Raw genomic sequence first — 13,631 nt, 5'->3', positions numbered from 1 at the left:
CGCACACTGTACGCACAGTGGGTACGGTGTACGCAAGAGGGCGTGCGGCGCTCTATGCTCCAGGGCATGACAACGAGGTCGGCGGGTGCCGGTGAAGGCGGGGAGCGGGTCCTCCTGTACGGGCCGGAAGGGCTCGCGGAGGGCGAGGCGGCCGGGGAGTTGGCGGCGGCCGACTCCTGGCTCGTCGAGGAGGGATGCGTACGCGAACTGGCCGCGCACTGGCGGCGGTTCGGCGCGGCCGTGGCCGAGGCGGGCGGGCCTGCGCTTGAGGGCTTCCCCGAGGCCGTCGCCCGGGCGCTGCCCCGGCGGGGGTGCTGGTTCCCCCGGGTGGAGCTGGTGGGCGGCCGGCTGCAGCTGCGGGTGCGGCCCGCGCCCGCGCGGACGGAGGCGGTACGGCTGTGGGCCGGGGGCGGGGATCCGCGGCACACGCCCCGGCGCAAGGGGCCGGACCTGGGGGCACTGGGGGCGCTGCGGTCCCGGGCCGTCGCGGCGGGCGCGGACGACGCCCTGCTCGTCGGCGAGGACGGCTTCGTCCTGGAGACCGCCACGGCGAACCTGGTGTGGTGGGACGGGGACGTGCTGTGCGTGGTCGATCCCGGGCTGCCGATCCTGGCGGGGGTGACCGCGGCCTGGGTGGTGCGGCGCGCCGCCGGGCTGGGCATCACGGTGCGGCCGGGCCGGGTGCGGCCGGCGGAGCTGGGCGGGCGCGAGGTGTGGGTCACCAACGCGCTGCACGGGCTGCGGCCGGTCACCGGGTGGGTGGGGGCCGACGTCGCCGCCGGCCCCTCACCGCGGGTTCAGGAGTGGCGGGCGGCCTGGGCGGCGGCCGCCGAACCCCTGCCGCGGTAGCGGCACAGGTTCAGCAGGCGCAGGGCCAGCTCGACGCCGGGGCGGCCGAGGCTGTTGCCGTACCGGGCGATGACCTGCGTTTCCCGGGACAGGCGGGTGCCGGGGCCGCCGGCGGCGGTCCGGTCGCGCTGGATCTCGTTGACGAGGGCGACGCGGTCGGCGACCAGGGCGATGATCCGGTCGTCGATGGCGTCTACCTGGTGGAGCAGGACTTCTTCATTGAGCTGCGTGAGGAGGGCCGTGGTCTCCATGGGGGCGGGTTCTGTTCCTACGGGCATGCGATTTCCCCTCAGCGGGTGGGTTCGGGGGCGGCCGGGCGGCGCTGTGCCCGGGCCAGCAGGACGGCGGACAGCGCGGCCACGGCGGCGAGGGCCAGGGACCATCCGAAGGTGACGGCGAAGGCGGACGCCCGGTCGTGCGGGCGTCCGTCCGCACCATCGAGGCCGCTCTGCAGGACGGTGACGAGCACCGCCGTCGCGAGCGAGCCGCCCAGCCGTTGCAGGATGCTCAGCTGCGGTGAGGCGTCGCTGATCTTCTGCGGGTCGAGGCTGCGGAACGCGCTGGTCATGGCGGGCATGACGGACAGGCCGGCGCCGAATCCCGAGACGGTCATGGCCGTCCCGATCAGCACGTAGGACGTGTCGGTGCCGACGAACACGAACGGCACCGCCGCCGCCAGGCTGAGGCCCGCGCCGGCGAGGGCGGTCCGGCCGGTGCCGAGGCGTTCGGCGGCCCGGCCCGAGAGCCAGGTGGCCGCCGCCGCGCCGATGCTCGACGGCACCAGCAGCATGCCGGTGGCGACCGGGTCCTCGTGCCGGACGTCCTGGAAGTACAGCGGCATCAGCACCATGCCCGCGTACATGCCCATGGACAGGAAGAAGGTGGTGAGGGACGCGGCGCGGAAGACCCGGTCGCGGTAGAGGCGGATGTCGAAGAGCGGGTGGGCGGTGTTGAGGGTGCGGATGGCGAAGAGGACGAGGAGGGCGGTGCCGACGGCGACGCAGAGCAGGGGCACCGTGAGGGATCCGGTGTCGGTGCTGCCCAGGCCGTAGGTGAGGACGGCCATGCCGGTGGAGATCGCGGCCAGGCCCGGGACGTCCAGCGGCGGGGCCGCCTCCGGGCGGTCGGCCGGCAGCAGGCACACGGCGCATAAGACGGCGGCTGCCCCCACGGGCAGGTTGACCAGGAAGATCCACCTCCAGTCGGTCCAGTGCAGCAGGAGCCCGCCGATGAACGGGCCGAAGACCGGGGCCAGCACGATGGGCACGCCCACCGTCGCCATGACCCGGGACATGTTCTTCGGCCCGGCAGTGCGGGCCAGGATCATCTGCCCGACGGGCATGATCAGCCCGCCGCCGAGACCCTGGACCGCCCGGAAGGCGATGAGCTGTCCGGCGTCCTGGGCGGCCGCGCAGAGCGCGGAGCCCAGGGTGAACAGGACGACGGCGGCCACGTAGGTGCGGCGGGCGCCGAAGCGGCGGGCGGCCCAGCCGGAGACCGGGATGACCGCGGCGACGGCGAGGAGGTAGGCGGTGACCACCCACTGGACGGTGTTCAGCGGGGCCCGGAAGTCCGTACCGAGCGCGCTGAGCGCGACGTTGACGATCGTCGAGTCCAGGAACGACATCGTCGCTCCCACGATCACGACGGTGGCGGCCTTCCAGACGTCCCGGCCGAGGCCGGTGCGGGGTGCCGGAGCGGTGCTGGTCGTCATGCCGCGGCCTCCGTCAGCCAGTGGTCGACGGCGGCGGCCGCGGCCCGGGCGTCGTCCTCCATCATCGTGAAGTGGTCGCCCGGTACGTCCACCGCCGTGTGGGGCAGCGGCCAGGACGCCTGGTGGCCGCCGCCGTCGACCAGGGAGCGGCCCGCTCTGACGAGCAGCGTCGGTACGGCGGTGGCGGTGGGCCGCCAGGCCGGGAAGAGCCGGAAGTAGCCGCCCATGGCCGTGAGCCTGAGGTCCGTCATCCAGCCGAAGGCGTCCTCCCGTTCGAACATGGCGTCGGTCATCCGGGAGCGGAACGCGGGCTGGGCCGCATCGCCGGGCAGGAACGTGTCGAGCAGCACCAGGGCGGCGGGGGCGGCGCCCCCGCGTTCGAGGTGGGCGGTGACCTCCTGGGCGAGCCAGCCGCCCGAGGAGTAGCCCGCCAGGGCGAACGGGGCGCCGTCCGCGAGGCGCAGCACCTCGGCGGCCAGGTGCGCGACGAGGGCGTCGGCGGTGGCCGGCAGCGGCTCGCCCTCGCCGTAGCCGGGGAGCGGGAGGACGTGGACGTCCCGGTGCTCGCGGAAGGGCGCGGCGAAGCGGGCGAACTGGTGGGGGCTGGACAGTGCGGTGACCGAGGGCAGGCAGATCAGTGCCGGGCCGCCGGTGCCGCCGGTGCCGCCGGTGCCGCCGGTGCCGCCGGTGCCGCCGGACAGGGTGACCGGTGCCGGGGCGCCGTCCGTGCCCTCCGTGGTGAAGGAGGGGCGCAGCAGGGAGGCCGCGACGAGCAGGTCGGTGGCCTCCTTGACCTTGCCGTCCGCGCAGGCCTGCCGGTAGAGCGCGGCCAGGGGCTGCGCCTGGGCGGGCGGGCCCGCGGGTTCCGGCGCCTGCGGGGTCCGGGCTGCGGCGAGTTCACCGCGCATGTGGTCGGCGAGGTCGGCGGGGGTCGGGTGGTCGAAGACGGCCGTGGCGGACAGTCGCAGGCCGGTCGCGGTGTTGAGGCTGCCGCGCAGGCGCACCGAGGTCAGCGAGTCGAAGCCCATCTCCAGGAACTTGCGGTCCGGTTCGATCCGGTCGGCGGAGCTGTGGCCGAGGACGGTGGCGGTGTGTGCCCGTACGAGGGAGAGGAGGTCCTCCGGGTCGATGACGGGGGCGGCGGACGGGGTGCCCGCCGTCCGGCGGAGCGGGGCCGGCACCAGGCCGTGCAGCAGGGGCGGGAGCGGCTCGTGGCGGGCGCGGCCGCGCAGGGCGGGCAGGTCCAGGCGGATCGGCACCGCGAGGGCCCGGTCGAGGGCGGGGGCGGTGTCGAGGAGCGCGAGGGCCTCCTCGGTGGCGAGGGCGGCCACGCCGCCGCGGTTGATGCGGTCGACATCGCCGGCGTCGAGGGCGCCGGTCATGCCGCTGCGCTCGGCCCACAGGCCCCAGGCGAGGGAGATCCCGGGCAGGCCCAGGGAGCGGCGGTACTGGGCCAGGGCGTCGAGGTAGGCGTTGGCGGCGGCGTAGTTGCCCTGGCCGGGGGCGCCGAGCAGACCCGAGGCGGACGAGAACAGGACGAACGCCGACAGGTCCAGGCCCGCGGTGAGTTCGTGGAGGTTGCGGGCCGCGTCCACCTTCGGGCGCAGGACCGTCTCGAAGCGTTCCGGGGTGAGGGACTCGATCACGCCGTCGTCCAGGACGCCCGCGGTGTGGATCACGGCGGTCAGGGGGTGGGTGCCGGGGATCGTGGCCAGGAGGGCGGCCAGGGCCTCGCGGTCGGCGACGTCGCAGGCGGCGACCGTCACCGAGGCGCCCAGGTCCGACAGTTCCGCGACCAGGTCCTCGGCGCCGCCGGACCGGCTGGCCAGCAGCAGGTGGCGGACGCCGTGTGCGGTGACCAGGTGGCGGGCCACCGCCCGGCCCAGGGTTCCGGTGCCGCCCGTGACCAGGACCGTGCCGCCCTCGGTGAAGGACAGGCCCTCGGACTCCGGCGCGGCCGAGGCCCTGGCCAGGCGCGGGACGCGGACCGCTCCCCCGCGCACGGCGGCCTGCGGTTCGGCGGACGTCAGGTACGGGGCCGGGTCCACTGCCTCCTCCAGGTCCAGGAGGCTGAAACGGCCCGGGTGTTCCGACTGCGCCGAACGCACCAGACCCCACACCGCCGCACCCGCGAGGTCGCGCACCTCGTCGCCCACGGCACCGCGCGTCACGAACACCACGCGCTCGTCCGCCGGGCTCGCCAGGGAGCTCTGGAGCACTTCCAGGGCCTGGCCCAGGGCCGCGCGCACCCCGGCGGAGGTGTCCACCTCACACGCCACGCCCGCGGGCAGCGGCTCGCCCGCCGAGGCCGCCGAAGCAGCCGAAGCCGCCGCCCAGTCCAGCGCGAACAGGGTGTCCCGGTGCGCGAGGTGTTCGGTGGCGACGGGGCGCAGGGCCAGGGAGTCGACGGTCGCCACCGGCAGGCCGGTCGCGTCGGTGACGGCGAGGGAGACCGCGTCCCCGCCGGCGGGGCTCACCCTGACCCGCAGGTCGCGTGCGCCGGACGTGTGCAGGCGGACCCCGTTCCAGGAGAACGGGAGGCGGACGCCGGGCCCGTCGAGGAAGGAGCCGAGGCCCACGGCGTGCAGGGCGGCGTCGAGGAGGGCCGGGTGGAGGCCGAAACGGCCCGCGGCCTCCTGCCGGTCACGGTCGGGGCCGACCTCGGCGTACACCTCGTCGCCGAGCCGCCAGGCCGCGCGCAGCCCCTGGAACGCCGGACCGTAGCCGAGTCCGGAGTCGGCGAGTCCGTCGTAGAAGCCGGTCAGGTCCAGGGGTTCGGCGCCGGCCGGCGGCCAGTCGCCGCCGGTGGCGGCGGGGGCGTCGGCCGGGGCGGTGGTGAGGACGCCGGTGGCGTGGCGGGTCCAGGGTTCGCCGTTCTCCTGGGCGGAGCGGGCGTACGTGGTGACCGTGCGCCGGCCGTCCGGGCCGGCGGGGCCCACGGCGAGCTGGACCTGGACGGCGCCCCGCCCGGGCAGGACGAGGGGTGCTTCCAGGGTCAGTTCCTCCAGGTGGGCGTGGCCGGTCTGGAGGCCCGCGTGCAGGGCCAGTTCCACGAAAGCGGTGCCGGGCAGCAGGACCGTGCCGGCCACTGCGTGGTCGGCCAGCCAGGGCTGCGCGGCCAGTGACAGGCGGCCGGTGAAGAGGTGCTCGTCGGAGGCGGCGAGGGTCACCATCGCGCCGAGGAGGGGGTGCCCGGCGTCGTCCAGGCCCGCGGAGGCCATGTCGCCCGCGGCGTCGGTGCCCTCCAGCCAGAACCGCTCGCGCTGGAAGGCGTACGTGGGCAGGTCGACCCGGCGGGCGCCGGGGAAGACGGTGTCCCAGTCGACCGGCACTCCGTGGACGTGGGCCTCGGCGAGGGCGGCGGTGAAGCGGGCGGGCCCGCCGTCGCCGCGGCGCAGGGTGCCCAGGGCGGTGTCGGGCAGGCCGTGGACGAGGACGGGGTGCGGGCTGACCTCGATGAACACGCCGTGGCCCTCGTGGACGAGGGTTTCGGTGACGTCGGCGAGCAGGACGCTCTGGCGGAGGTTGCGGTACCAGTAGTGCTCGTCTAGTCCGGTGCCGTCGAGCCAGGCGGCGTCGACCGTGGACAGGAACGGGATGTCGGCCGGGCGGGGGGTGATCCCGGCGAGGGCGTCCAGGACGTCCGTGCGGATCTCCTCCACGTGGGCGGAGTGGGAGGCGTAGCCCACGGGGATCCGGCGGGCGCCCTCGACGGCGGCGAGCACCGCTTCGCAGGCCTCGGGGTCGCCGGAGACCACCACGGAGCGGGGGCCGTTGACGGCGGCGAGCGAGAGCCGGTCGCCCAGGTGTGCGGCGGCCTCCTCGCGGGACAGCGGCAGGGAGACCATGCCGCCGCGGCCGGAGAGGGCCAGGAGGGCCTTGCTGCGCAGGGCGACGACGCGGGCCGCGTCGTCGAGGGTGAGGGCTCCGGCGACGCAGGCGGCGGCGATCTCGCCCTGCGAGTGGCCGACCACGGCGGCCGGTTCGACACCGTGGGAGCGCCACAGCGCGGCGAGGGAGACCATCACCGCCCACAGGGCGGGCTGGACCACGTCGACCCGGGTCAGGGCGGCCTCGTCGGTGAGGGCTTCGCGCAGCGACCAGTCGACGTGGGGCGCCAGGGCCCGTTCGCAGGCGGCGATCCGGTCGGCGAACACCGGTGAGGAGTCGAGCAGTTCACGGGCCATGCCGGCCCACTGGGATCCCTGGCCGGGGAAGACGAACACGGCCTTGGCGGCGGTGCGCGACGATCCGCGCAGCACGTGCGGGGAGGGCTCGCCGGCGGCGAGGGCCGTCAGCCCTTCGGCGAAGGCGGCGGGGTCGTCGGCGACCACGGCGGCCCGGTGTTCCAGGGCGCCGCGGGAGGACGCGAGGGAGCCGCCGATGTCGGCGAGGGCGTGGCGGGGGTCCTCGGCGGGGGATGCCGGGGCGGTCAGGCCGTCCAGGGCGGCGAGGAGGTTGCGGGCCTGGTCGCGCAGGGCCGCGTCGGACTTGGCGGACAGCACCCACGGCAGTGCCGTGCCCGGTGCGGGGGCCGGCCGGGGGGCGGGCTCGGGCGCGGCATCGGCGGCGGCCTCGTCGAGGGGGGCCTGTTCCACGATGACGTGGGCGTTGGTGCCGCTGACGCCGAACGAGGACACGCCGGAGCGGCGGGCCCGTCCGGTCTCGGGCCACGGCACGGGTTCGGTCAGCAGGCGTACGGCGCCGGCCGTCCAGTCGACGTGCGGGGTGGGCTCGTCGACGTGGAGGGTTCGGGGCAGGAGGCCGTGGCGCATCGCCTCGACCATCTTGATGACGCCGCCGACGCCGGAGGCGGCCTGGGTGTGGCCGATGTTGGACTTGAGGGAGCCCAGCCACAGCGGCTGGTCCCCGGGCCGGTCCTGCCCGTACGTGGCGAGGACGGCCTGCGCCTCGATCGGGTCGCCGAGCTTGGTGCCGGTGCCGTGGGCCTCGACGGCGTCGACGTCCCGGACGCCGAGGCCGGCGTTGCCCAGGGCCTGGCGGATGACGCGCTGCTGGGAGGGGCCGTTGGGGGCGGTGAGGCCGTTGGAGGCGCCGTCCTGGTTGACGGCGGAGCCGCGGATGACGGCGAGGACCTCGTGGCCGTTGCGTCGGGCGTCGGAGAGCCGCTCCAGCAGCAGCATGCCCGCGCCCTCGCCCCAGCCGGTGCCGTCGGCGGCCGCGGCGAAGGACTTGCAGCGGCCGTCGAAGGACAGGCCGCGCTGCCGGGAGAACTCCACGAACGTGTTGGGGGTGGCCATCACGGTCGCGCCGCCGGCCAGGGCCATCGTGCACTCGCCGGACCGCAGGGCCTGGGCGGCCAGGTGCAGGGCGACGAGGGAGGAGGAGCAGGCGGTGTCGACGGTGACGGCCGGGCCCTCCAGGCCGAGGACGTAGGAGACGCGGCCGGACAGGACGCTGCCGGCGTTGCCGGTGCTGAGGTAGCCGTCGATGCCCTCGGGGACCTCGCCCAGGCGGGAGGCGTAGTCGTGGTACATGACGCCGGCGAACACGCCGGTGGCGGTGCCGCGCACGGACGTCGGGTCGATGCCGGCGCGTTCGAAGGCCTCCCAGGCGGTCTCCAGGAGGAGGCGCTGCTGGGGGTCCATGGCGAGGGCCTCGCGGGGCGAGATCCCGAAGAAGCCGGCGTCGAACTCGGCGGCGTCGTAGAGGAAGCCGCCTTCGCTGACGTACGAGCGGCCGGCCGCGTCGGGGTCGGCGTCGAAGAGGCCGTCCAGGTCCCAGCCGCGGTCGGTGGGGAACGCGGCGATGCCGTCGCCGCCCGCGGCCACCAGCCGCCACAGGTCCTCCGGCGAGCGCACTCCGCCGGGGTAGCGGCAGCTCATGCCGACGATCGCGATGGGGTCGTCGTCGGTGCCGGCGGCGGGGCCGGCGGCGGGGCCGGCGGCGGCCGGGGCGATGGTGGTGGCGGCTGCCGGGGCCTCGGTCAGGCCGGCGCGCAGGTGCTCCACGAGGGCGGCCGGGGTGGGGTAGTCGAAGATGAGGGTGGCCGAGAGCCGCAGGCCCGTCTCGGTGGTGAGCCGGTTGCGGAGCTCGACCGCGGTGAGGGAGTCGAAGCCCAGCTCGGTGAACGTCCGGCCGAGGTCGACGGCCTGCGCGTTCGCATGGCCGAGTACGGCGCTGACGTGGGTGCGGACCAGGTCGGCGAGCTGCCGTTCGGTCCACTGGGTGCGCGGGGTGGCCGGGCCGGACGCGGCCGTCCTGCGGGCCGGGCCGCGGACGAGGCCGCGCAGCAGTGCCGGGGGCGTGGTGTTCCGCGCGGCGCCCGCGGGCGGGTTGAGGTCCAGGCGGGCGGGGACGAGCAGGGGCTCGTCGAGGCCGCCCGCCAGGTCGAAGAGTTCCAGGCCGTCGGCGGCGGACAGCGCGGCGACGCCGGAGCCGGTGATGCGCCGGGTGTCGTGGTCGGCCAGGCGGCCGCCCATGCCGCCGCCCTCCGCCCACAGGCCCCAGGCCAGGGACACGGCGCTCAGGCCCTGGGCGGTGCGGTGCTGGGCGAGCGCGTCGAGGAAGGCGTTCGCGGCGGCGTAGCCGGCCTGGCCGGGGGCGCCGAAGACGCCGGCGGCCGAGGAGAACAGCACGAACGCGGCGAGGCCGGCGTCCCGGGTCAGCTCGTGCAGGTGCCAGGCCGCGTCGAGCTTGGGCCGCAGGACGGTGTCCAGCCGGTCGGGTGCCAGCGAGCCGATCACGCCGTCGTCGAGGACGCCGGCCGCGTGCACGACCGCCGTCAGCGGCCGTTCGGCGGTGATCCGGTCGAGCAGCCGTGCCAGGTCGGCGCGGTCGCCGACGTCGCAGGCCTCGATCCGTACGTGGGCGCCCGCGCCGGTGAGCGCGGCGGCGAGTTCGGCGGCGCCCTCGGCGGCCGGGCCGCGCCGGCCGGCCAGCACGAGGTGGCGTACGCCGCGCTCGGCCACCAGGTGGCGGGCCAGCAGGGCGCCGAGGCCGCCGGTGCCGCCGGTGATCAGGACGGTGCCGTCGGGGTTCCACTCCCGGGGCTCGGCGGGGGCGGGGACGCGGGCCAGCCGGGGGGCGTACGGGGTGCCGTCGCGGAGGGCGAGCTGCGGCTCGTCGAGGGCCAGGAGGGCGTGCAGGGCGGCGGCGGTGTCCGAGGCGTCTGCCGGGCCGGTGACGTCGACCAGGCGGAAGCTGCCCGGGTTCTCGGCCTGCGCCGACCGGACGAGGCCCCACAGCGGCGCCTGGCCCAGGTCCTGGACCGGCTCGCCCTGCCGGACGGCCAGGGCGCCGCGGGTCACCAGGACCAGCTGCGAGGAGCCGCAGCGGGGGTCGGCGAGCCACGCCTGGAGGAGTTCCAGGACGCGGTGCGCACCGGTGTGGGCCGCGGGGACGAGGTCGTCACCGGTGCGGGGGCAGCGGACGAACACGGCGTCGGGGACGGTGTCCAGCGCGGCCAGGTCGGCGGCGGAGGCGATCCAGCACGGCGGCGCGCCGGCCGGCTGCCCGGGGGCGGCGGGAGCGGGCTGGGGCAGGGCGGCCCAGTCGACGCGGAAGAGGGAGTCCCGGTGCCGGTGCGTGCGCTGCGCGGCGGCCGGGCGCAGGGCGAGCGCCTCGACGGTGGCCACCGGGGCGCCCCTCTGGTCGGCCGCGTCCAGGGACACGGTGTCCGGGCCGGCCGGCGACAACCGCACGCGCAGCGCCGGGGCGCCGGCCGCGTGGAGGGTCACGCCGCGCCAGGAGAACGGGAGGCTCGCGGCGCCGTCGGCGACGAAGTCACCGAGCCCGACGGCGTGCAGGGCGGCGTCCAGCAGGGCGGGGTGCAGGCCGAAGCGGGCGGCTTCGGTCTCCTGCGGCAGCCGTACCTCGGCGAACACGTCCTCGCCGAGGCGCCATGCGGCCCGCAGTCCCTGGAAGGCGGGTCCGTAGCCGAAGCCGACGTCGACGAGGTGGTCGTAGAGCCCCTCGACGGACACCGGCTCGGCGCCTGCGGGGGGCCATTCGCCCAGGTCGGGGCCGGCGGGCGGGGCGGCCGCCGGGGAGGGGGCGGCCGTGAGGGTGCCGGTGGCGTGCCGGGTCCACGGCTCGTCGGTGTGGCGGGAGTGGAAGGTCAGGGAGCGGCGGCCGTCCGCGTCGGCGGGTCCGACGCCGACCTGGAGCTGGACCGCGCCCCGTTCGGGGAGGACCAGCGGCGCCTCGATGGTGAGTTCATCGAGGCGGGCGCAGCCGACCTGGTCGCCGGCGCGGACGGCCAGCTCCACGAAGGCGGTACCGGGGACGAACACGGTGCCCAGGACGGCGTGGTCGGCGAGCCAGGGGTGGGTGCGCAGGGAGAGGCTGCCGGTGAACAGCACCTGGTCGGCCTCGGCCAGGGTCACCATGGCGCCGAGCAGGGGGTGGTCGGCCGCGCCCAGGCCGGCGGCGGCCACGTCGCCGAGGGCGGTCGTCTCGGGCCAGTAGCGCTGCCGCTGGAAGGGGTACGCGGGCAGGTCGACGCGGCGTCCGGCGGGGATCAGGGGCGTCCAGTCGACGGGAAGGCCGCGGGTCCAGGCCTCGGCGAGGGCGCCGAGGAACGCCTCCGGCTCGGGGCGGTCCTTGCGCAGGACGGGGGTGAGCAGCCCCGAGAAGTCGTCCGGGAGGGACTCCCCCGCCATGGCGGCGAGGACGCCCTGCGGGCCCAGCTCCAGGAAGTGGGCGACGCCCTGAGCGGCGAGGTGGGCGACGCCGTCGCCGAAGCGGACGGCGGCACGGACGTGCCGGACCCAGTAGTCGGCGGTGAACTCGGTGATCTGCTCGCCGGTGACGTTGGAGACGACCGGGATTTCGGGCGCCGAGTGGGTGAGGGATTCCGCGACCTCGCGGAACCCGTCGAGCATCGGCTCCATGAGGGGCGAGTGGAAGGCGTGCGAGACCGTCAGGCGCTTCGTCTTGCGGCCCTGGTCCGCGAGGGTGGCGGCGACGGCCAGGACGGCGTCCTCCGCGCCGGAAATCACCACGGACTCCGGGCCGTTGACCGCCGCGATGTCGACATCCGCCGACAGCAGCGGACGTATCTCCTCCTCGCCGGCACGGACCGACACCATCGCGCCGCCCTCCGGCAGGGCGCCCATGAGCGCGCCGCGGGCCGCGACCAGACGGGCCGCGTCGGCCAGCGAGAGGACGCCTGCCACGTGCGCGGCGGCGATCTCACCGATCGAATGCCCGGCCACGAAGTCCGGACGGATGCCGTAGGACTCGGCGAGCCGGTACAACGCCACCTCGACGGCGAACAGCGCCGGCTGGGTGAACTCCGTGCGGTGGACCTCCTCCCCGCCGCCGAACACCAGGTCCTTCAGCGGGAAGTCGAAGTGTCCGCACACCTCGTCGAAGGCGGCGGCGAACACCGGCTGGGCGTCGTACAGTTCCCGCCCCATCCCCGGGCGCTGCGCGCCCTGTCCCGAGAACAGGAACGCGGACTTCCCGCCGGAGGCGATGCCCTCGACGAGGGCGTCCCGGTCGGCGCCCGGCACCACGCCCCGGTGGGCGAAGGGCGTCGGCAGGGAGAGGGAGTGGGCCAGGTCGGCGGGGTCGAGCTCGGGGTGGTCCTGGGCGTACGAGCGGAGCTGGTCGGCCCGGGCGCGCAGTGCCTCGGGGGTGTGGGCCGACAGCAGCCACGGCGGCGCGGTGGTGGTGCGCGGCTCGGGCGTGCGGTCCTGGGGCCGGGCGTCCTCGGGGGCGGCCTGCTCGACGATCAGGTGGGCGTTGGTGCCGCTGACGCCGAAGGCGGACACGCCGGCGCGGCGCGGTTCGCCCGTCTCGGGCCAGGGCGTGGGCTCGGTCAGCAGGCGTACGCCGCCCGCGGACCAGTCCGCGTGCGGTGTCGGCTCGTCCACGTGCAGGGTCTGGGGCAGGGTGCCGTGCTGGATGGCGAGGACCATCTTCATCACGCCGGCGACGCCCGCCGCGGCCTGGGTGTGGCCCAGGTTCGACTTGACGGAGCCGAGCCACAGCGGCCGGTCGGCGGTGCGCTTGCGGCCGTACGTGGCGAGCAGGGCGTGCGCTTCGATGGGGTCGCCGAGCCTGGTGCCGGTGCCGTGGGCCTCGACCGCGTCGACCATGTCCGGGGAGAGCCGGGCGTTGGCCAGGGCCTGGCGGATGACGCGCTGCTGGGCGGTGCCGTTGGGGGCGGTGAGGCCGTTGGAGGCGCCGTCCTGGTTGACGGCCGAGCCGCGCAGGACCGCGAGGACGGGGCGGCCGTTGCGCCGGGCGTCGGAGAGCCGTTCGAGGACGAGGAGGCCCGCGCCCTCGCCCCATCCGGTGCCGTCGGCGGCGGCGGCGAAGGGCTTGCAGCGGCCGTCGGCGGCGAGCCCGCGCTGCCGGCTGAACTCGACGAAGACGCGGGGGGTGGCCATCACGGTGGCGCCGCCGGCGAGGGCCAGGGCGCATTCGCCGCGGCGCAGCGCCTCGGCGGCCAGGTGCAGGGACACCAGGGAGGAGGAGCAGGCCGTGTCGACGGTGACCGCGGGGCCTTCGAGTCCGAGGACGTAGGAGAGCCGGCCCGAGAGGACGCTCGCCGCGTTGCCGGTGCCGATGTAGCCTTCGAGGCCCTCTTCCGGGGTCGAGCCGAACAGGCTGCCGTAGTCCTGGCCGTTGGTGCCGACGAAGACGCCGGCGCGGCTGCCGCGCAGGGCGGCCGGGTCGAGGCCGGAGCGTTCCAGGGCTTCCCAGGCGACCTCCAGGAGCAGGCGCTGCTGGGGGTCCATGGCGCGGGCCTCGCGCGGGCTGATGCCGAAGAAGGCGGGGTCGAAGTCGGCGGCTCCGTCGAGGAAGCCGCCCTCGCGGACGTAGCTGGTGCCGGCCCGGTCGGGGTCGGGGTCGTAGAGCGCGGCGAGGTCCCAGCCGCGGTCGTCGGGGAAGGGGGCGAGGGCGTCGGTGCCGTCGGCGAGGAGGGTCCACAGCTGTTCGGCGGAGTGGACGCCGCCGGGGAAACGGCAGCCCATGCCGACGATCGCGATCGGCTCGTGGCTGAGGTCCTCGGCGTCCTTCAGGCGCCGGTTCGCCTCGTCCAGGTCGGCGGTGACCCGCTTGAGGTATTCCAGGAGCTTGGTCTCGTTCACCA

General features: G+C 76.1%; 3 protein-coding genes and 1 pseudogene. 1 reads left to right on the top strand and 3 read right to left on the bottom strand.

Features of this window, described 5'->3' with window-relative positions; translation table 11 throughout:
• Window positions 1-66 precede the first annotated feature (66 nt).
• The gene (locus tag AC07A6_RS04800; RefSeq protein ID WP_478776078.1) at window positions 67-849 is read left to right on the top strand and encodes an aminotransferase class IV; all 783 of its coding nucleotides are present in this window, start codon (window positions 67-69) and stop codon (window positions 847-849) included.
• Here the strand turns inward: AC07A6_RS04800 and AC07A6_RS04795 are convergent.
• The 3 genes and pseudogenes from AC07A6_RS04795 to AC07A6_RS04785 form a co-directional block, all read right to left on the bottom strand.
• A complete protein-coding gene (locus AC07A6_RS04795) occupies window positions 798-1,127 on the bottom strand; it encodes a chorismate mutase (protein WP_478776077.1) in 330 nt (109 codons plus the stop codon). The genes AC07A6_RS04800 and AC07A6_RS04795 overlap by 52 nt on opposite strands.
• A gap of 11 nt (window positions 1,128-1,138) precedes the next feature.
• Window positions 1,139-2,563: a DHA2 family efflux MFS transporter permease subunit gene (locus AC07A6_RS04790; protein WP_478776076.1), complete on the bottom strand. Its 1,425-nt coding sequence runs from the start codon at window positions 2,561-2,563 to the stop codon at window positions 1,139-1,141.
• Window positions 2,564-2,607: 44 nt separating this feature from the next.
• Window positions 2,608-13,629 (bottom strand): annotated as a pseudogene (locus tag AC07A6_RS04785) (SDR family NAD(P)-dependent oxidoreductase); the annotation flags it as partial.
• Between the last annotated feature and the right edge of the window lie 2 nt (window positions 13,630-13,631).

The sequence above is a fragment of the Streptomyces sp. NPDC044002 genome (assembly GCF_056434525.1).
This window is presented reverse-complemented; position numbering and strand designations above follow the sequence as displayed.

Bases quoted from the DNA above. Each gene is read 5' to 3' on its own strand.
- AC07A6_RS04800 (WP_478776078.1), top strand. From the start codon at position 67: ATGACAACGAGGTCGGCGGGTGCCGGTGAAGGCGGGGAGCGGGTCCTC.
- AC07A6_RS04795 (WP_478776077.1), bottom strand. From the start codon at position 1,127: ATGCCCGTAGGAACAGAACCCGCCCCCATGGAGACCACGGCCCTCCTC.
- AC07A6_RS04790 (WP_478776076.1), bottom strand. From the start codon at position 2,563: ATGACGACCAGCACCGCTCCGGCACCCCGCACCGGCCTCGGCCGGGAC.